Origin of the sequence: Mycobacterium sp. ITM-2016-00317 (assembly GCF_002968295.1) — a bacterium.
In the GTDB taxonomy this organism is placed as follows: Bacteria; Actinomycetota; Actinomycetes; order Mycobacteriales; family Mycobacteriaceae; genus Mycobacterium.
Map to the genome: position 1 here is coordinate 4,324,791 of NZ_CP134399.1, position 18,397 is coordinate 4,343,187.

Sequence of the window (18,397 nt, forward strand, 5' to 3'; positions counted from 1 at the left end):
AGGTCAGGTCGCGTCGGTGTCGAACGGTGTCGCGCCGGAGGGTGGCGTCGCGCCCGAGGTCGGCGTATCGGTCTGGCCGGTCTCCGGCATCGCCGCGGCGGGGCCCGGCCCCGACTGCGGCTTCTCGGGCTTGCCCGGCGTCGACCCGTTCTGATCGAACTTGCCGGTGAAGATCGAGTCATCGCCGTCGAGAAGGTGTTTGGTCAGCGCCGCGCGCGGCGTCATCCCCCGCAGTTTCTGCAGCTCCGACAGCGGCTCCCGCAGGTCGTCGAAGTCGGTGCCCAGCTCCTCACGCAGTTGGGTGGTCGCCCCGGTCACATAGTCACGGACCTGGCGGACCGCTCCCGCCGTCCAGCGGATGGCTCCGGGCAGCCGTTCCGGCCCGAGGATCACCAGACCGGCGATCACCAGGACCAGCATCTCGCCCCAGCCGACGTTCGCGAACATCGTTACGTGCTGTCGTCGCCGTTGGGAGTCACCATCAACGTGACCGGTCGTCCCTCGCGGAGCACCTCGATGGGGGCCGGCTGGCCGATCGTGAGCTGACGCACCGCGACGATGAACTCGTCGGCGTCGGCGACCTTACGGTCACCGACCTTGACGACGACGTCGTTCTCGACGATGCCCGCCCGCTCGGCCGGGCTGTCCGGCGACACGTCGGCGATCTGCGCACCCTTGGCCACGTCGTTGCTCACCGACCGCGCGGTCAGCCCGAGCGTCGGGTGGGCGATCTTGCCGTTCTGGATCAGCGTCTCGACGACCTGCTTGACCTCGTTGACCGGGATCGCGAAACCGAGCCCGCTGGCACTGTCGGACAACGACTTGCCCGCGGTGTTGATGCCGATGACCTCCGACCTCATGTTGATCAGCGGGCCGCCCGAGTTGCCGTGGTTGATCGACGCGTCGGTCTGCACCCCGTCGATCACGGTGTCCGTATCCGAGCCGTCGCCGGAGAGCGGGACGGGCCGGTGCAACGCGCTGATGATGCCGTGCGTGACAGTGCTGCGCAGGCCCAGCGGGGCGCCGGCGGCGATCACCTCTTCACCGACCCGCAACTTCTCGGAGTCACCCATGCGGGCCACGACCAGGTTGTCCACATTGTCGACCTTGAGCACCGCCAGGTCGGTCTTGGGGTCGCGGCCGACCAGGTTCGCAGGCACCTCGGAGCCGTCGTTGAACACGACCGACATCTGGAATTCGCTCGGATTGGACGCGGCTTCGGAAATCACGTGGTTGTTGGTGACGATGTAGCCGCGGCCGTCGATCACCACACCGGAGCCCTGTGAGCCCTCCCGGTCGCTGGTCGCCTCGATCGTCACGACGGAGTCCGCCACCGCGGCAGCCACTTTCGCGAACTGCCCCTCGGGTTCGTCGCCGCCGGCCGCGGTCTCCAGGGTGACCTTGGAGGTGGTGAACGCCGAGACCACCTCGGCGGTGGTGCGTCCCACCCAGCCGCCGGCCACCCCGATGAGAAGGGCGGTGATGCCGAGCACGACGAGCGCGACGTAGGACACCTTGCCGCCGAACAACACGTCACGCACGCCGAGCTTGCCGACCGGCGCCGCCTGCGGCACGGCGACCGTCGGGGTCAGCGCGGGGGTGCCCAGCGCGGCGGGGGCACCAGGGTTGCGCCACGGGTCGTCGGGTTCGTCGGCATCGCCGGCACGTTCGGCGTCGAGGGCGCCTGCGTCGGCGGGATGGCGCTGCAACGAGTCACCGCCCTGATGGGGCCGGCCGAAGGCCTCGGCCAGCACCGGATCCGGCGCCTGGTCTTTGGGGGTGTACTCACCCTGGTCACGATGCTGGTCGGCGCTCAGGAACGAGCCACTCACCCCGGCGGGTCGGCCGAATGCGCGCTGAGCCGACGGATCGACCGGCGGACGTGACACCGGTCGCGGCTCGAGGCGTTCCCGACCGGTCTGGTCCAGATTGGTCACCCGTACATCGCCCTTTCCCGGCCCTGTCCCGGCCCTGTCCTGCACTTCCACACCTGCTGCGACGGCTGTCGGCGGTCGCGGTCGATACCGCTATACCCTACCGGCGCCGACGACGCGGCCGCTGCGTGCCGTCAGCTAACTGCGGCGTATCAACGGGCTCAGGCGCCTCCACGGGCGTGTGGTTCGGGATCTGGGACAACAGGCCCAGCAAGGAACTCGGCATCGCGACCGGGCGGCAGTCCCGCAACGCCTCGCGCGCCTGCCGCTGCGCGTCGACCTCCATGGCGCACTCCTGGCACAACGACAGATGGTGCGCGGCCCTCAGATGCGCAGACATCCGCAGCTCGCCGTCGACGAACGCCGCGATCGCCTCGGTGGACAGATGCTCGGTGGAGCCGAACTGCCGGGGACCGACCGGATCGCCGCTCTGCGACGCGAAATGGGCCGGGAGCCACGAGAACGCCCGACGGAAAGCATGTCCGGGATCGAACACCACCAAGCTCCTCTCCATTGGGCGTCGTGGGCTGCCTGCCGACCTTCTTCGAATGTAGCGCGGCGAAGTGGACAGCATCGCCGGAACGTCAGGCGGAGGTGGCCGGGTCCAGGGCGGCGCCGGTGTCGGAATGCCGCGCCAGGTACTCGCGCAGCGCCTGCCTGCCCCGGTGGATACGGCTGCGCACGGTGCCCAGCTTCACACCGAGGGTGGCGCCGATCTCCTCGTAGGACAGACCTTCGATGTCGCACAGCACGACCGCGGCGCGGAACTCCGGCGCCAGCGAATCGAGCGCGGCCTGCAGGTCCGGGCCCAGCCGGGAGTCGTGGTAGATCTGCTCAGGGTTCGGCTCGTCGGCGGGCACCCGGTCGTAATCCTCGGGCAGCGCCTCCATCCGGATGCGTCCACGGCGGCGCACCATGTCGAGGAAGAGGTTCGTGGTGATGCGGTGCAACCAGCCCTCGAACGTGCCGGGCTGGTAGTTCTGCACCGAACGGAACACGCGGATGAACGTCTCCTGCGTCAGGTCCTCGGCGTCGTGCTGGTTGCCCGACAGCCGGTAGGCCAGGCGGTACACCCGGTCGGCATGCTGGCGAACCAACTCGTCCCAGCTCGGCATGGCGGCCTTGTCCCCGGTCGCGTCGAACACCGCGGTGCCGGTCAGCTCGTCGGTGGGCTCCACCCAGTGGGCGTCGGTGTACTGCTCGCGGTGGGCCATGGTGACCGGCGCGGCGGCAGTGGTGACGGGGCCATGTGTGATGGTCGTCAGATCCTCCATGTCGTGGGGGTCGCGGCTGTGCGGTGACGGCCGCTCGTCGGCGTCAACAACACGCGCCGGGAGATTGTTCCCGGGACGCGAGAGATCGGTGCGTGCGCTGGGTGCGCCGTCTGTCATGCGATCACCGTCTCCCGTGCTGGTGTGGCAGGCATATGAGCAAACTGAACTTTTCCTGAGAAAGTTCGCTACCCCGTTTCCGAGCAGCGGAAACACCCCGGCAGGCGGGCTGTCCCGGCGACGGCGGCCGGGCGTGTCGCAGTCGCGGGCGACGCGGACTTGGCTCTACGCTGCGGGCATGTCCAGCACCGACGAGCCCGGGGCCGAGTCCGGCGATGCCACCGCACGGGCCCGTCAGGCCGCAGCGATCGTCAACCATGCCGAGCAGTCGATCTCCGAGGACGCGATCGTCGCCGCCGCCCGGGAACGCGCCGTGGACATCGGCGCCGGAGCGGTGACCCCCGCGGTCGGTGCGCTGCTGTGCGTGCTGGCGAAGGTGACGGGCGCCCGCGCGGTCGTCGAGGTCGGCACCGGCGCCGGCGTCAGCGGCCTCTGGCTGCTGTCGGGGATGCGTGAGGACGGCGTGCTGACCACCATCGACGTCGAACCCGAGCACCAGCGGATCGCCAAGCAGGCCTTCTCCGAGGCCGGCGTGGGTCCGGGCCGGACCAGGCTGATCGGCGGACGCGCCCAGGAGGTGCTGACCCGGCTGGCCGACGAGTCCTACGACCTGGTTTTCATCGACGCCGCACCGGCCGATCAGCCGCAGTTCGTCACCGAGGGTGTGCGGTTGCTGCGCCCCGGCGGCGCGATCGTCGTGCACCGCGCCGCGCTCGGTGGCCGGGCTGGAGACGCCTCAGCCAAGGACAGCGAGGTCGCCGCTGTGCGCGAGGCGGCCCGGCTGATCGCCGAGGACGAGCGGCTCACGCCGGTGCTGATCCCGCTCGGCGACGGCCTGCTCGCCGCCGCCCGCGACTGACCCGCACACCCACCCAGAGCGCCGCCCCCCTTCCCCAAGCGCCGCGGAATAGCATTCCGGGCTGCTAAAGCGCTTAGGCTGCTTGGCTAATCAGAGCGGCCATGCGCTGGGCGGGGGTGTCGAGGTCAAGGGTGGGGCGTGGTCGGGTGTTGAGTTTGTCGGCGACGGCTTGCAGGTCGGCTTTGGTGTAGACGCTCAGATCAGTGCCCTTCTCAAACCAGTGGCGCAGCAGCCGGTTGGTGTTCTCGTTGCTGCCACGCTGCCAGGGCGCGTGCGGGTCGCAGAAGTACACCGGCGCTTGAAGCTGCAGCGAGATGTCCTGCCAGCGGGCCATCTCGCTGCCGCGGTCCCAGGCGATCGAACGGCGCAGGTGATCGGGCAGCTTGGCCATTGCCTCAAGCATCGCCGTGGCGACCGCTTCGGAGGTGTGGTCGACGGGCAGATGCAACAAGATGGTGAACCGGGTGCTGCGTTCGACCAGGGTGCCGATCGCGCTGGCGCCGCGGGCGCCGACGATCAGATCGCCTTCCCAATGCCCGGGCACCGCACGATCAGCGGCTTCAGCGGGCCGTTGACTGATACGCAGCACGTCATCGAAGGTGCCGCGCCGTTGGGCATGCCCGCGCGGCTTACGCGCCGCTCGTCGAGTGGACAAGCATCGATGCAGATCAGCGCGCAACTGGCCACGAGCTTGTACATACAGGCTGCGGTAAATCGTCTCGTGGCTCACCCGTGCCAGCTTGTCACCAGGGTGATCACGGGCCAACACCTCAGCGATCAGCTTGGGGCTCCACCCGTCGTCCATCCACGCTTCGACCGCCGCGCACAGGTTCGGGTCAGACAGCTTGAACGACTTGGGCCGGCGCGCAGCCCGCGCGGCCCGGGCGTGGGCCACGTGGGCGTGGTAGTCCCCGTCGTCGGTGCGGTTGCGAGACACTTCGCGCCAGATGACCGAGCGATCTCGGCCCAGCTTCGCCCCGATCGCGGCGTAGCCCAACCCCGCGTCGAGACCCCGCATGATCACCACACGTTCGTCGAAACTGAGCCGCCGCCCCGGTCCACCGACCCGGGTCAGATCACCCGGTTCAGCCAAACCTGATCCACCGTTGCCATTGAGCAGTCGCATCGCGCCAGCCTTGCGCCACCACAGGTAGCCGGCCTGGAAAGACACGCCCAACTCCACAGCCGCGTGCTTGACCGGCGCACCAGCACACACCCGGTCGTAAAACTCGCGCCGAACCTCACACCCGAACCGCCGACCACTGGTCACTCAGCAACTCCTCAAACCGCCCGATGTTGCAATGACCGTATGAATCCGCCGCCCTTTTCACTCCGCGGAATGCTATTCCGCGGTGGAGAACTGGCTATTGACCGCGCACTGAACGCGCGTTTAGCATGTTGAACATGCGTTCAGCAGATGATCTGACCGCGACGGCCCGGATCCGAGAGGCCGCCCTCGACCTGTTCGGCCGAGAGGGCTTCACGGTCAGCGTGCGCGCCATCGCCGCCGCGGCCGGGGTCAGCCCAGCGCTGGTGATCCACCACTTCGGCTCCAAGGAGAACCTGCGCAAGGCGTGCGACGAATACGTCGTGCAGACGGTGCGGGCCGCCAAGACCGAGACCATCCAGTCCTCCGATCCGGCGACCTGGTTCGCGCAGATGGCCGAGATCGAGGAGTACGCGCCCTTGATGGGTTACCTGGTGCGCAGCATGCAGGCCGGCGGTGATCTCGCGAAGGCGTTCTGGCACAGCATGATCGACAACGCCGAGCAGTACATCGAGGCCGGGGTGCGGGCCGGGACCATCAAACCGAGCCCGGACCCGAAGAGCCGCGCCCGGTTCCTCGCAATGTCCGCAGGCGGCGGGTTCCTGCTCTACCTGCAGTTGCACGACAACCCGACGGATCTGCGGGCGGTGCTGCGCGACTACAGCGAGGAGATGATGCTGCCGGCCCTGGAGCTCTACACCAACGGGCTGATGACCGAATCCACCATGTACGACGCGTTCCTCGCCCAACGACGACAAGGCATTCCGTTGACCGCGATGAAAGGGGCACCCGATGACCGGCACTGAACTGTCCGTCGACATCCGAGGACTGCGCAAGTCGTTCGGCCGCACCAGAGCACTGGACGGGCTGGACCTCGTCGTCGCCCCGGGCGAGGTGGCAGGGTTCCTCGGCCCCAACGGCTCCGGCAAGTCCACGACCATCCGCGTGCTGCTCGGGCTGCTGCGTGCCGACGGCGGCTCGGTGGCGCTGCTGGGTGGCGACCCGTGGCGCGACGCGGTGCGTCTGCACCGCCGGATCGCCTATGTCCCAGGCGATGTCACCCTGTGGCCGAACCTGACGGGGATGCAGGCCATCGACTTCCTGGCGCGGTTGCGTGGCGAGGACACCGTGGACGAGGCACGCCGCGACGAGCTGATCGACCGCTTCGAACTCGACCCGCACAAGAAGGCGCGCACCTATTCCAAGGGCAACCGCCAGAAGGTCGCGATCATCGCGGCGTTCTGCACCCGCAGCGAATTGTTCGTCCTCGACGAACCGACCTCGGGCCTGGATCCGCTGATGGAGCAGACATTCCAGCAGTGTGTGCGTGAGGTGGCCGGCCGGGGCGCGGCGGTACTGCTGTCCAGCCACATCCTGGCCGAGGTCGAAAAGCTCTGCGACACAGTCACCATCGTGCGTGCCGGGCGCACGGTCCGATCGGGGACATTGGCCGAGATGCGCCATCTGATGCGCACCACCGTCAGCGTCCGCACCCGCGGGGACGCCGGAAGCCTGCGCCGGGCGCCCTACATCCACGACCTGCGCGCCGATGACGGAAACCTGCGCTTCGCGGTGGACCGCGACGATCTCGACCGCACCATGACCGACCTGGGCGGACTCGGCATCGAGGAGCTGACTGTGGCTCCCGCCTCGCTGGAGGATCTGTTTCTCCGCGAATACCAGGGATCGGAACGGTGAGCGCCACCGCCGCGGTCGCTACCCGCGGCCCGCGGCACACAGCGGCAACGACGGGATCACCGTGGACGGGCACCGCCGCGTTGGTTCGACTCGCGCTACGTCGCGACCGCATCCGGCTGCCGGTCTGGATCGCGGCGCTGACCGCGATGATGGCCTACTCCCCCAACACCATCGAGCTGGCCTACCCCGAGGAGGCCCAGCGCCAGGCCAGGGTGAACCTGCTCAAGACACCTGCAGGCATGATGCTGGGCGGCCCGATGTTCGGCGGCCGCGAAACCGATCTCGGTGCGATGGTGGCCAACGAGCTGATGTTGACCCTGATCGTGGCCACGTCGATCCTGGCCATTCTCACCGTGATTCGGCACACCCGCGCCGAAGAGGAGAGCGGCGCCGCGGAACTGGTGCTGGCCTCGGTCGTGGGCCGGTACGCGCGGACCGCCGCGGCGCTGGCCGTCGTGGTGGCGGTCAACACCGTGCTCGCGGTGGCGATGACCGTCGCCATCGCCGCCAACGGATTCGACGTCGTCGACTCGGCCGCGATGTGCCTCGGCGTCACCGGGGTGGCCACCGTGTTCGGCGCCGTCACGGCGGTGACCGCGCAGATGTGGCGGGCGGCGCGCGCGGCGACCGGGGCCGCCATGGCCGCCCTCGCGCTGGCAGCGCTGATCCGCGGCGTCGGCGACGTCATCGACAACTCGGGCAGTGCGCTGAGCTGGCTGTCGCCGATCGCGTGGGCGCAGCAGATGCGGCCCTTCGTCGAGCTGCGCTGGTGGCCGTTGGCACTGCTGATCGGGTTGACGCTGATCCTCGTCGCGGCGGCGGCTGCCCTGGAGATGCGCCGCCAGTACGACGACGCCACCATCACCTCGACCGGCGACCACCCCCGGGCGCGGCCGGTCCGCGGCGTGCTGGCTCTGCACCTGCGGCTGCAGCGCGGGCAGACCATCGGCTGGTCGGTCGGCCTGTTCGCGTCCGGGCTGGCCTTCGGGTCGATGACGAAGTCGCTGCTCGACGCCGCCGAGGACAACGAACTGCTGGCCCGCCTCGTGTCGAGCCAGGGCCTGGACGGGGTGTACACGACGATGACGCAGTTCCTGGCCGCCGCGGCGTGCGCCTACGTCACCGTGGCGGTGCTGCGCATCTACGGCGACGAGCAGTCCGGCCTCGGCGAAGCGGTGCTGGCCGGTGCGGTCTCGCGCGCCCGTTGGCTGTCGACCGCGGTGGTCGCGGCGGTGCTCGGTGCGACGGCGTTGATGTTCGCGGCGGGCCTGGGCAACGGGCTGGGCGCCGGGCTGACGCTGGGTGAGCCCGCCACCGTGCTCAAGCTCACCCTGGCCGGGCTCGCCTTCGTCCCGGCGCTGGCGGTGTCGGCGGGGGTGGCCGCACTGGCGGTGGCTCTGCGGCAGGTGTGGATCGCTTGGCTGGCAGTCACTTTCATCGTCGCGTCGCTGTATCTCGGTGCGCTGCTGCGATTGCCGGAATGGCTGCTCGACCTGTCGCCGGTCGGTCAGACCGACAGCCCGGCCGACGTCCCCGTCACCGCGTGGATCGTGATGTGCTGCGTGGCGGCGGTTCTGGTGGTGGCGGCCACGGGCATCTACCGGCGTCGCGACGCGGTCTGAAGCCGGCAGGAGTCCGCGGTGAAGCTGATCGTTCAGACACTGGCATCGGCGGTGTTCGGTGTGGCGTTCTTCGCCGCGGTGCTCTTCTGGCCGGCGGGCACCTTCCACTACTGGCAGGCTTGGGTGTTCCTCGCGGTGTTCGCGGTGACCACGCTGGGGCCGAGCATCGTGCTGGCCGCCCGCCACCCCGATGTGCTGGCGCGTCGCATGAAGGCCGGACCGACGGCGGAAACCCGTCCCGCGCAACGGATCGTCATCACCGTGACCATGGCGCTGGTGGCCGCGACGTTCGTGGTCTCGGCGCTGGACCACCGGTTCGGCTGGTCCTCCGTGCCGGGGTGGCTTGTCATCGTCGGCAACGTGATGGTCGCCCTCGGACTGGGCATGGCTCAGCTGGTGATCCTGCAGAACCACTACGCGGCGGCGACCGTGCGGGTGGAGGCCGGTCAGCCCCTGGTGTCGACGGGCCTCTACGGACTCGTGCGGCACCCGATGTACACCGGCACGCTGACCATGATGCTCGGCACCCCATGGGCGTTGGGTTCGTGGTGGGGGCTCGTCTGCGTGGCCGCGGCGGCGCCGGCGCTGGTGGCGCGCATCCTCGACGAGGAGAAGATGCTGACCGCCGAACTCGACGGCTACCGCGACTACACCCGGAGGGTGCGGTACCGACTCGTCCCCGGTCTGTGGTGACCCACCGCTTACTGATCGCATGGCGCTGCTCACCGGGCTGGCCTGCTCCCTGCCGGCGCCGGTTGCTGCGGCGCCGTCACACCCGCCGTTCCCCCTGAACCCGTGCGAACGGGTATCCCGCCGGCATGCAGACCTTCCTGCCCTACCCGGCTTTCGCCGATTCCGCACGCGTGCTGGATACCCGCAGGCTGGGCAAGCAGAGAGTGGAGACGATCCAGATTTTGCGGGCGTTGACCGTCGCCGGGTACGGGTGGCGCCACCATCCCGCCGCGGCGATGTGGGCCGGGTACGAGGAGGCGCTGGTGCGGTACGGGCTGGAGGTGTGCGCGGTGTGGTGCGCCCAGGGCCGGGGTGACACCTGTGCGGCGACACTGGCCGCGGACCTGACGGCCGGCACCGGGCTGACGACGATCCGCTCGTATGACGAGCTCACCGTTGCCGACGAGCTACCGCCCTGGCTCGGCGACAGGAAATTTCATCTCAGCCATCAGTCCGCGCTGGTGCGCAAGGACCCGGCGCACTACCGGCCGTTGTTTCCGGACGTGCCTGACGATCTGCCCTACGTGTGGCCGGCGTCCGACCGCGCCCGCCGCGTGCCGTGACCCAGCTCAGATCCAGACGCCCTTTCCGACCGCAACCACCCCGCCCGCGCTGATCGAGAACCGTTCGCGGTCCTTGTCGAGATCGACACCGACCATCTCGCCGGGGCCGACCACCACGTTCTTGTCCAGGATCGCGTGCCGGACCACGGCGCCGCGCCCGATCCGCACCCCGGGATGCAGCACACTGCCCTCGACGATGGCGCCGTCGTCGATGACGACATTGGACGACAGCACCGAATTACGCACCGAGGCGGCCGAAATGATGCTGCCCGCGCCGACCACCGACTCCTGGGCCGAGCCGCCGTTGACGAACTTGGCCAGCGCCAGGTTCTCGGCGCCGCCGCGGATCGGCCAGCGCTTGTTGTACAGGTTGAACACCGGGTGCACGGAGACCAGGTCCATGTGCGCGTCGTAGAACGCGTCCAAAGTGCCGACGTCACGCCAGTAGCCGTGGTCGCGCTCGGTGGCGCCGGGCACCTCGTTGTCGCTGAAGTCGTACACCGCGGCCATCCCGTCGGCGACCAGCCTGGGGATGATGTTTCCGCCCATGTCGTGGTCGGAGTCGCCGTCCTCGGCGTCGGCGCGGATGGCGTCGATGAGCACCTTGGTGGTGAAGATGTAGTTGCCCATCGACGCGAACGTCATCTCGGGGTCGTCGGGGGTGCCCGGCGGATCGGCCGGCTTCTCCACCCAGCCCCGGATGCGTCCGGAATCGTCGGCGTCGATGCAGCCGAACGCACTGGCCTCCGAGCGCGGCACCCGGATCCCGGCCACGGTCGCACCCGCGCCGCTCTCGATGTGCTGCTGGACCATCTGCTCGGGGTCCATCCGGTACACGTGGTCGGCGCCGAAGATCACGATGTAGTCGGGATCCTCGTCGTAGATCAGGTTCATCGACTGGTAGATCGCGTCCGCCGAACCGGTGTACCAGCGCGGACCGAGCCGCTGCTGGGCAGGCACCGGGGTGATGTACTCACCGGCAAGCCCCGAAAGCCGCCAGTTCTGCGAGATGTGGCGGTCCAGCGAATGAGACTTGTACTGGGTCAGAACGCAGATCCGCAGAAAGCGGGCATTGACGAGGTTCGAGAGAACGAAATCGATGAGCCGGTAACCGCCCCCGAAGGGTACGGCCGGCTTCGCGCGATCGGCCGTCAACGGGTAGAGGCGCTTGCCTTCTCCGCCTGCGAGGACGATGCCCAACACATGTGGCGCTTCCCTCATGATGCCAACCTATCCGCACGTGGGGACAGGGGCCACCCATTCCCGCTTTTGCCGTGTCGCGCGTCGGCCTGCCGCCGCGGCGCAGGGACTTCTCGGCTGTCCGTCAAGACAATTGGGGATGCTTCGCGACGGGTCCCTAAGTTGGATACCGTCACAGCATGCGGGTGGCGATGATGACTCGGGAGTACCCACCCGAGGTGTACGGCGGAGCCGGGGTCCATGTCACGGAACTGGTCGCGCAGCTGCGCCACCTGTGCGAGGTCGACGTGCACTGTATGGGCGCGCCACGGGCAGGCGCCGTCGTCGCCCAGCCCGATCCCGCGCTTGCCGGCGCCAATCCGGCGCTGACCACGCTGTCGGCCGACCTGAACATGGTCAACGCCGCGTCGGCGGCCACCGTGGTGCACTCGCACACCTGGTACGCCGGCATGGCCGGGCATCTGGCTGCACTGCTCTACGGGGTCCCGCACGTGCTCACCGCACACTCGCTGGAACCGATGCGGCCGTGGAAGGCCGAGCAGCTCGGCGGCGGCTACCGCATCTCGTCGTGGGTGGAGAAGACCGCGGTCGAGGCCGCGGCCGCGGTCATCGCGGTCAGTTCGGGAATGCGCAAGGATGTGCTGCGCACCTATCCGGCGCTGGACCCCGACCGGGTGCACGTGGTGCGCAACGGCATCGACACCGAGGTCTGGTATCCGGCTGACCCGGGTCCCGCCGATTCGGTGCTGGCCGAACTCGGAGTCGACCCGGCGCGGCCGATCGTCGCGTTCGTCGGCCGGATCACCCGCCAGAAGGGCGTGGCGCATCTGGTGGCAGCGGCGCACAAGTTCGACCCCGAGGTGCAGCTGGTGCTGTGCGCCGGCGCCCCAGATACCCCGGAGATCGCCGAGGAGGTGTCCGCGGCGGTCCGCGAACTGTCCGCTTCCCGTACCGGGGTGTTCTGGGTGCGCGAGATGCTGCCCACCCCCAAGATCCGCGAGATCTTGTCGGCGGCAGTCGTTTTCGTCTGTCCGTCGGTGTACGAGCCGCTGGGCATCGTGAACCTCGAGGCCATGGCGTGTTCGACGGCGGTGGTGGCCTCCGACGTCGGCGGGATCCCCGAGGTGGTGGCCGACCGGCAGACGGGTCTGCTGGTGCACTATGACCCCGACGACACGGCGTCGTTCGAGAGCGGACTGGCCGCCGCGGTCAACTCGCTGGTCGCCGACCCGCAGCGGGCGGCCGAATTCGGCAAAGCCGGACGTCTGCGGTGTATCGATGAGTTCTCCTGGGCACAGATCGCCCAGGAGACACTGCAGATCTACCGCTCGGTCTCGAGCTAGCGCGCGCCGCGCTAGCTGGTGACACCCTTGAGTTCGTCGCCCAGCGCTGCGGCCTCGTCCGGGGTGAGTTCGACGACGAGCCTGCCACCGCCTTCCAGTGGTACCCGCATCACGATGCCCCGCCCCTCCTTGGTTGCTTCCAGTGGACCGTCGCCGGTCCGGGGCTTCATCGCCGCCATCGAGTGCTCCCTCCGCATGGGCGTGCCCGTCAGGGCTCTGGTCTGCCGCGAGCCGGGCGTTGCGCCCTTCGACGTGCGACGACAGCACCCGGCTCTGAACTGCTACAGACCTCCATTGTTCCCTATCCTGACCGGGTCGTGTGCGAAGACCCGGCTATAGCCGTCCGGGCGGGCCGTTCCGGACGCCGATCGCGCACCGCTACCGCCCGACTACCTCCCGTCCGCGAGCCCCGGCACCCAGCAGTTGGTCACGTGGTCGTCGACCATCCCGGTCGCCTGCATCAGCGCGTAGGCCGTCGTCGGCCCGACGAACCGGAAGCCGCGCTTCTTGAGCTCCTTGGCCATCGCCTTCGACTCGGAAGTCACGGCGGCGATCTCCGACATGGTGGCGGGCCGCCCCCGGGTCGCCCGATCCGCGGGAGCGAACGACCACAGCAACTCCCCCAGATCCTCGCCGGCGTCGGCCATGTCCGCGGTGACCCGCGCGTTGGCGATCGTCGCGTCGATCTTGGCGCGGTTGCGCACGATGCCCGGATCAGCCATCAACCGTTCGACGTCGCGGTCGGTGTAGCGCGCGACGCGCTCGACGTCGAACCCGTCGAACGCGGCACGGAAGTTGTCCCGTTTGCGCAGGATGATCAGCCAGGACAACCCGCTCTGGAACGCCTCGAGGCTGACCCGCTCGAACAGCGACGCCGAGTCGCGCAGCGGCCGGCCCCACTCCGTGTCGTGGTAGTCCCGGTACAGCTCGAAATCATCTGCGGAAAGCCGCGATTGATCGATCCATCCGCAGCGGATCCGCGAGTCCGCGGCAGCCGAGGCCGTCACGCGTCCTCCCGCGCCGGGACCGCGTGCTGCGCCCCGTCGTCGACGTCGTCGTCCAGGTCGGTCGCGGCGCGCAGGGTGTCCAGCTCACCGCGGAGCATGTCGAGCTCACGTCCCAACCGGTCCAGCACCCAGTCGACCTCACTGGTCTTGTAGCCGCGCACGGTCTGGCTGAACTTCACCGCGTCGACGTCGGCGCCGGTGACCCCGGAGGCGGGCAGCACGGTGGCGGTGGTGGCCTGCGGCAGCGGCGGCAGCGCCTCACCACGACCGAACAGCACGCTGCCGAGGGCGAACAGCACGATGCCGACGAGCACCAGCACGACGAGGTAGAGCAGGACGAGAGTCACCCCTCGATATTGCCCCAAAGCGCCGACACCGGCGCACCCCTACCGGCGCAGCGGCCGGTCAGCCGCGGGGGCGCAGGGTGATCATCGGCGGACGGTCGGTCAGTGACACCGCCGAGGTCCGCGGGGTGTAGTCGTCGCCGTCGGCGAAGAACTGGGTGAGCCCGACCCCGGAGTCGGGGATGCCGCAGCGCGTCAGCAGGGTGGCGATGACCTGCCTGCTCATCGACGCGAGCTCGGTCAGCGGGCGGTTGCGGTGCGTGCGCACCCCGAGGTTCACCTGGGCGATGCCATCCAGGCCCAACCGGTCGTAGGCGTCGACGAGCAGCCCGATCTCCACGCCGTAGCCGGGGGCGAACGGCACCGCGGTCAGCAGCTCGCGCGTGCCCGCGTACTCACCGCCCAGCGGCTGGTACAGGCACATCAGCTCGGGACGCAGCGCGGCCAGCAGCGGGCGCGCCACCAGTTCGGTGACCCGGCCGCCGCCGTTGGCGTCCTCCCGGCCGCTGACCTTCAGCGGCCGCCGGTAGAACCCCTTGACCAGGTGCACACCGTCGGCGGTCAGCAGCGGGCCGAGCAGCTTCGGCACGAACATCGGATCGGGGTCGAGCAGGTCGGAGTCGACGAACGCGATGATGTCTCCGGTGGTCGCGGCCAGCGAGCGCCACAGCACCTCGCCCTTGCCGGGCTGCGGCGGCACCTCGGGCAGCGCGACCTCACGGCTGACCACCCGGGCGCCGGCGGCGACGGCGCGGATCTCGGTGTCGTCGGTGGAACCGGAGTCCAGCACGATCAGCTCGTCGACCAGCCCGCCGAGCAGCGGGGTGATGGTCTCGACGACGCCGGCCACCGTTTCTTCCTCATCGAGTGCGGGCAGCACCACCGACACGGTGCGGCCCTTCTTGGCGGCCTCCAGTTCGGCCACGGTCCAGCTCGGCCGGCACCAGCTGCGTTCACGCAGCCACCGGTGCTCGGCCACGCCGTAGGTCTCCAGGTCGTCGACGCGGTCAGACAACACAGTCATGCCAGTCCCCTCACGGTGCGTTTCGGCTGACGGGCGCCCTTGATCGACGCAACCATCTCCAGTACCCGACGTGTGGGTCCGACCTCGTGCACGCGGAAGATCGCGGCACCGTCGGCCGCCGCCAGCGCAGTGGCGGCGAGGGTGCCCTCCAGGCGTTCGGTCAGACCCACACCCAGAGTCTCCCCGACGAAATCTTTGTTGCTCAGGGCCATCAGGACCGGCCATCCAGTGTTTACAAGGTCTTTTACCTGGCGCAACAAACTAAGGCCGTGGTAAGTGTTCTTGCCGAAATCATGGGTCGGGTCGATGACGATGCCGTCCCGGCGCACCCCGAGCGACAGGGCTCGCTCCGCCGCGGAGGTCAGCTCGGCGACCACGTCGTCGACCACACCGCGCTCGGTCAGCCCGTAGTTGACCCGGAACGGCCGGGTCCGCGGCACCGCGCCGCCGGTGTGCGAACACACCAGCCCGGCGTTGAACTCGGCGGCCACCGCGGGCAGCTCGGGATCGACCCCGCCCCACGTGTCGTTGATCAGGTCCGCGCCGGCCGCGCAGGCCTGCTTGGCCACTTCCGCGCGCCAGGTGTCGACGCTGATCACCCGGTCCGGGAAGGTGCCGCGCAGCCACTCGATGAACGGCACGACCCGGGCGATCTCCTCGTCGACGTCGACCGTCTCACCGGGGCCCGCCTTGACCCCGCCGACGTCGATGATGTCGGCGCCCTCGGCGACCACCCGGTGGGCCGCCTCCATGGCCGCCTCGTCGGTGAACGTGGCGCCGCGGTCGTAGAACGAGTCCGGCGTGCGGTTCACGATCGCCATGATCAGCGCCCGATCCCCGGCCACCGGGCGTCCCAGAAACGTCGACTGCACACCACCCAGGCTACGTTCAGGCGTGAATCGGGCGCGTTCGGCGACAGTCAGGGTGCCTGAGCGCGCCCGATCCGCGGGTTACTTGGGCTTCTTGCCCTCCGCGACCTCGCCGGGGTACTCGTCGTAGTACGGCACGTATCCCTCGTCGCGGCCGGACAGCACGTACAGCGGATCCTCGATCTTGACGTCGTCCTCGTCGCCCTCGCCGCTGCTGCCGCCGTAGCCCTCCTTGCGCAGGTCGCCCTTCTGACTCTTGAACGTCGACGTGTGCGCGAGCTCCTGCACCACGCGGACGAACAACGGCACCGCATACCCGGGCAGCTTGTCGAACACCGCCTTGGCCAGGCCCTTGCCGTCGAGCTCGTGGCCCTCTTTGAGCTGAATGGCCACCATGCCGGCCCGGCCGCCGGTGTCGGGCACCTCGACGCCGAACGCCGTGACCTGCTCGATCTGATCGTGGGTGGACACCGCGGCCTCCACCTCGGTGGTGGCGACGTTCTCGCCCTTCCACCGGAACGTGTCGCCGAGCCGGTCGGTGAACGCGGCGTGGTTGAAGCCCTGTGCGCGCATCAGGTCGCCGGTGTTGAACCACACGTCGCCCTCCTTGAAGGCGTCGCGCACGAGCTTCTTCTCCGACTCCTTCTTGTCGGTGTAGCCGTCGAACGGCTGGAAGTTGCTGACCTTGGACAGCAGCAACCCGGGCTCACCCTTCTTGACCTTGCGGACCCGGCCGTTGTCGTCGCGCACCGGCTCGCCGGTGTGCTCGTCGTACGCGACGAACGCGATCGGGGTGGGCGGGGCGATCCCGGTGGTCTTGTCGATGTTGAAGACGTTGACGAACGCGGTGTTGCCCTCGCTGGCGGCGTAGAACTCGCAGACCCGCTTGATGCCGAACCGCTCGGTGAAGTCGTCCCAGATGGCCGGGCGCAGTCCGTTTCCGCAGATGACCCGCACCTTGTGCTGCCGGTCGGTCGGCTTCTCCGGCTGCTTGAGCAGGTAGGTGCAGATCTCGCCGATGTAGACGAACGCGGTGGCGTCGTAACGGATCACGTCGTCCCAGAACTTCGACGCCGAGAACGACTTGCCCAGCGCCAGCGCCGCGCCTGCGTTGATCACCGACGACAGCGCGACCGTCAGTGCGTTGTTGTGGTAGAGCGGCAGGCAGCAGTACAGGGTGTCCCTGTTGTTCAGCCGCAGACCGAGCCCGCCGAATCCGGCCAGTGCGCGCAGCCAGCGGTAGTGCGTCATCACGCTGGCCTTCGGCATGCCGGTGGTGCCGGAGGTGAAGATGTAGAACGCCTTGTCCTTGGCCAGCACCGCCGAGGTGGTCACAGGGTTGGTGGTCGGCGCGGTCTCGGCGAGCTGCCGGAGCTCGTCGAGGGTCATCAGGCCTTTGGTGTCGGCGCCGGACTCGGTGATCGGCTCGACGAACTCGGTCTCGGCGACCACGACCGAGGCCGACAGCAGCCCGAGGCTGTGCTTGAGCACCTCGTCGCGCTGGTGGTAGTTCAGCATCCCGGAGATCGCGCCGCATTTGACGATGGCGAGCATGAGCAGCACCGGTTCGGGCGAGTTGCGCATCATGATGCCGACGACGTCTCCGTGGCCCACTCCGCGCGCGGCGAGCACGGCCGCGTAGCGGTTGACGATCTCGTTGGCCTCGCCGTAGGTGATCTCGCGGTCCTCGAACTTCAGGAACACGTTGTTGGCGTACTGCGCGGCACGGTCCTGGAACACCTTGCCGATCGACGTCTTCGCGGTCGGCCGGGCCCCGAACCCCGTCACCACACCGCGGACGATGGTCGGCGCGTCCTTGAGCAGACCTGGCACCTGCTTGGCGATGTCGAACAGCCCCACGCTGTCCCGGGTCCCCGACCTCTTCGTCATAGTTGCCGCTCTTCCTCCGCTGTCGATTTGTGGGTCACCCTAGCCCGGGGCACACGCGGCCAGAGCGGCATCGACGTCATCGACGACGGTCAGGCACCGCATCGCGTCCTCGGCGACGTAGCCCGTTCCGACCAGCCCGTGCAACCAGGCCAGAAGACCGTCGTAGTGCCCGAGAGTGTTGAGCATCACGATCGGTTTCGTGTGCATACCCAAATAGGCCGCGGTCCAGGCTTCGAAGAATTCCTCGAGGGTACCGATGCCGCCGGGCAGCGCCAGGAACGCGTCGGCGCGGTCCTCCATCACCTGCTTACGCTCCCGCATGGTGTCGGTGACGACGAGTTCGTCGGCCTCGGTGTCGGCGACCTCCCGGTGCACCAGGCGCTTCGGGATGACGCCGACGGTGTAGCCGCCGCGCGCCCGGGCCGCGGTCGCCACCGCGCCCATCGCCGACACATTGCCCCCACCGGACACCAGCGTCCACCCCCGGGCGGCGATGCCGTCCCCGACGCTGCGGGCCAGTTCCAGCAGATCGGGATGCACCGGGCCCGAGGCGCAGTAGACGCAGACAGCCCACTCATGATCTTGATCTGGGGACATATCACCAACCTAGCCACATAGACTCCGCCGTGTGCCCCCGCCTCAGCCTCTCGGATG

Annotated in this window: 20 protein-coding genes; 7 read left to right on the forward strand and 13 right to left on the reverse strand. The window is 68.9% G+C overall.

The annotated features are described in order from the left end of the window. Positions 1-3: 3 nt before the first annotated feature. The 4 genes from tatB to sigE form a co-directional block, all read right to left on the reverse strand. Positions 4-447 (reverse strand): Sec-independent protein translocase protein TatB, encoded by a 444-nt coding sequence (gene tatB, locus C6A87_RS20570; protein WP_311113952.1) that lies wholly within the window; start codon positions 445-447, stop codon positions 4-6. Between the two features lie 2 nt (positions 448-449). Then, positions 450-1,937 (reverse strand): trypsin-like peptidase domain-containing protein, encoded by a 1,488-nt coding sequence (locus C6A87_RS20575; RefSeq protein WP_311113953.1) that lies wholly within the window; start codon positions 1,935-1,937, stop codon positions 450-452. 97 nt (positions 1,938-2,034) lie between these two features. Continuing rightward, entirely contained in the window at positions 2,035-2,430 is a 396-nt protein-coding gene (gene rseA / locus C6A87_RS20580) for an anti-sigma E factor RseA (RefSeq protein ID WP_396836911.1), read from the reverse strand. 88 nt (positions 2,431-2,518) lie between these two features. Beyond that, positions 2,519-3,325 carry an RNA polymerase sigma factor SigE gene (gene sigE / locus C6A87_RS20585; protein ID WP_311113955.1) on the reverse strand — a complete coding sequence of 269 codons (807 nt, stop codon included), beginning with the start codon at positions 3,323-3,325 and terminating at the stop codon, positions 2,519-2,521. A gap of 178 nt (positions 3,326-3,503) precedes the next feature. On the opposite strand from sigE, the gene C6A87_RS20590 reads away from it, so the two are divergent. Further along, positions 3,504-4,184, forward strand: a complete 681-nt coding sequence (locus C6A87_RS20590; RefSeq protein WP_003931064.1) for an O-methyltransferase — start codon at positions 3,504-3,506, stop codon at positions 4,182-4,184. A 73-nt stretch (positions 4,185-4,257) separates the two neighbouring features. On the opposite strand, the gene C6A87_RS20595 is transcribed toward C6A87_RS20590, so the two are convergent. After that, entirely contained in the window at positions 4,258-5,454 is a 1,197-nt protein-coding gene (locus C6A87_RS20595; RefSeq protein ID WP_311113956.1) for an IS30 family transposase, read from the reverse strand. A gap of 134 nt (positions 5,455-5,588) precedes the next feature. Here C6A87_RS20595 and C6A87_RS20600 point away from each other — a divergent pair, with 134 nt between their 5' ends. From C6A87_RS20600 to C6A87_RS20620, 5 genes are all read left to right on the forward strand, one after another. Beyond that, complete coding sequence (locus C6A87_RS20600; RefSeq protein WP_311113957.1) at positions 5,589-6,257, forward strand: TetR family transcriptional regulator; 669 nt, start codon at positions 5,589-5,591, stop codon at positions 6,255-6,257. Continuing rightward, positions 6,244-7,149 carry an ABC transporter ATP-binding protein gene (locus C6A87_RS20605; protein WP_311113958.1) on the forward strand — a complete coding sequence of 302 codons (906 nt, stop codon included), beginning with the start codon at positions 6,244-6,246 and terminating at the stop codon, positions 7,147-7,149. The genes C6A87_RS20600 and C6A87_RS20605 overlap by 14 nt, the downstream gene beginning before the upstream one ends. After that, positions 7,146-8,771 (forward strand): ABC transporter, encoded by a 1,626-nt coding sequence (locus C6A87_RS20610; RefSeq protein WP_311113959.1) that lies wholly within the window; start codon positions 7,146-7,148, stop codon positions 8,769-8,771. Before C6A87_RS20605 ends, C6A87_RS20610 begins: the two co-directional genes overlap by 4 nt. An 18-nt stretch (positions 8,772-8,789) precedes the next feature. After that, entirely contained in the window at positions 8,790-9,464 is a 675-nt protein-coding gene (locus C6A87_RS20615) for an isoprenylcysteine carboxylmethyltransferase family protein (protein WP_311113960.1), read from the forward strand. A 125-nt stretch (positions 9,465-9,589) separates the two neighbouring features. Further along, positions 9,590-10,066, forward strand: coding sequence for an MSMEG_6728 family protein (locus C6A87_RS20620; RefSeq protein ID WP_311113961.1), 477 nt, complete (start codon positions 9,590-9,592; stop codon positions 10,064-10,066). 6 nt (positions 10,067-10,072) lie between these two features. On the opposite strand, the gene glgC is transcribed toward C6A87_RS20620, so the two are convergent. Continuing rightward, on the reverse strand, positions 10,073-11,287 hold the full coding sequence (glgC, locus tag C6A87_RS20625) for a glucose-1-phosphate adenylyltransferase (protein ID WP_311113962.1): 1,215 nt from the start codon (positions 11,285-11,287) through the stop codon (positions 10,073-10,075). A 158-nt stretch (positions 11,288-11,445) separates the two neighbouring features. Between glgC and glgA the strand changes: the two genes are divergently transcribed. Next, on the forward strand, positions 11,446-12,609 hold the full coding sequence (gene glgA, locus C6A87_RS20630) for a glycogen synthase (RefSeq protein WP_311113963.1): 1,164 nt from the start codon (positions 11,446-11,448) through the stop codon (positions 12,607-12,609). 11 nt (positions 12,610-12,620) lie between these two features. On the opposite strand, the gene C6A87_RS20635 is transcribed toward glgA, so the two are convergent. The 7 genes from C6A87_RS20635 to C6A87_RS20665 form a co-directional block, all read right to left on the reverse strand. Beyond that, positions 12,621-12,788, reverse strand: a complete 168-nt coding sequence (locus tag C6A87_RS20635; protein WP_003406247.1) for a DUF3117 domain-containing protein — start codon at positions 12,786-12,788, stop codon at positions 12,621-12,623. Positions 12,789-12,998: 210 nt separating this feature from the next. Next, positions 12,999-13,616 (reverse strand): DNA-3-methyladenine glycosylase I, encoded by a 618-nt coding sequence (locus C6A87_RS20640; RefSeq protein ID WP_311113964.1) that lies wholly within the window; start codon positions 13,614-13,616, stop codon positions 12,999-13,001. Beyond that, positions 13,613-13,963: a DivIVA domain-containing protein gene (locus tag C6A87_RS20645; protein ID WP_311113965.1), complete on the reverse strand. Its 351-nt coding sequence runs from the start codon at positions 13,961-13,963 to the stop codon at positions 13,613-13,615. Before C6A87_RS20645 ends, C6A87_RS20640 begins: the two co-directional genes overlap by 4 nt. Positions 13,964-14,021: 58 nt before the next feature. Further along, positions 14,022-14,984: a glucosyl-3-phosphoglycerate synthase gene (locus tag C6A87_RS20650; protein WP_311113966.1), complete on the reverse strand. Its 963-nt coding sequence runs from the start codon at positions 14,982-14,984 to the stop codon at positions 14,022-14,024. Next, a complete protein-coding gene (folP, locus tag C6A87_RS20655) occupies positions 14,981-15,856 on the reverse strand; it encodes a dihydropteroate synthase (RefSeq protein ID WP_396836912.1) in 876 nt (291 codons plus the stop codon). The genes C6A87_RS20650 and folP overlap by 4 nt, the downstream gene beginning before the upstream one ends. Positions 15,857-15,934: 78 nt before the next feature. Continuing rightward, on the reverse strand, positions 15,935-17,743 hold the full coding sequence (fadD6, locus tag C6A87_RS20660; RefSeq protein ID WP_311113967.1) for a long-chain-acyl-CoA synthetase FadD6: 1,809 nt from the start codon (positions 17,741-17,743) through the stop codon (positions 15,935-15,937). A 39-nt stretch (positions 17,744-17,782) separates the two neighbouring features. Further along, positions 17,783-18,340: a TIGR00730 family Rossman fold protein gene (locus tag C6A87_RS20665; RefSeq protein ID WP_311113968.1), complete on the reverse strand. Its 558-nt coding sequence runs from the start codon at positions 18,338-18,340 to the stop codon at positions 17,783-17,785. Positions 18,341-18,397: the final 57 nt, after the last annotated feature.

What these genes read in the sequence shown, in the direction of transcription:
- glgA (WP_311113963.1), top strand. Translation starts at nt 11,446, where the DNA reads ATGCGGGTGGCGATGATGACTCGGGAGTACCCACCCGAGGTGTACGGC.
- C6A87_RS20605 (WP_311113958.1), top strand. Translation starts at nt 6,244, where the DNA reads ATGACCGGCACTGAACTGTCCGTCGACATCCGAGGACTGCGCAAGTCG.
- sigE (WP_311113955.1), bottom strand. Translation starts at nt 3,325, where the DNA reads ATGACAGACGGCGCACCCAGCGCACGCACCGATCTCTCGCGTCCCGGG.
- C6A87_RS20590 (WP_003931064.1), top strand. Translation starts at nt 3,504, where the DNA reads ATGTCCAGCACCGACGAGCCCGGGGCCGAGTCCGGCGATGCCACCGCA.
- fadD6 (WP_311113967.1), bottom strand. Translation starts at nt 17,743, where the DNA reads ATGACGAAGAGGTCGGGGACCCGGGACAGCGTGGGGCTGTTCGACATC.
- C6A87_RS20650 (WP_311113966.1), bottom strand. Translation starts at nt 14,984, where the DNA reads ATGACTGTGTTGTCTGACCGCGTCGACGACCTGGAGACCTACGGCGTG.
- C6A87_RS20665 (WP_311113968.1), bottom strand. Translation starts at nt 18,340, where the DNA reads ATGTCCCCAGATCAAGATCATGAGTGGGCTGTCTGCGTCTACTGCGCC.
- C6A87_RS20620 (WP_311113961.1), top strand. Translation starts at nt 9,590, where the DNA reads ATGCAGACCTTCCTGCCCTACCCGGCTTTCGCCGATTCCGCACGCGTG.
- tatB (WP_311113952.1), bottom strand. Translation starts at nt 447, where the DNA reads ATGTTCGCGAACGTCGGCTGGGGCGAGATGCTGGTCCTGGTGATCGCC.
- glgC (WP_311113962.1), bottom strand. Translation starts at nt 11,287, where the DNA reads ATGAGGGAAGCGCCACATGTGTTGGGCATCGTCCTCGCAGGCGGAGAA.
- C6A87_RS20635 (WP_003406247.1), bottom strand. Translation starts at nt 12,788, where the DNA reads ATGGCGGCGATGAAGCCCCGGACCGGCGACGGTCCACTGGAAGCAACC.
- C6A87_RS20600 (WP_311113957.1), top strand. Translation starts at nt 5,589, where the DNA reads ATGCGTTCAGCAGATGATCTGACCGCGACGGCCCGGATCCGAGAGGCC.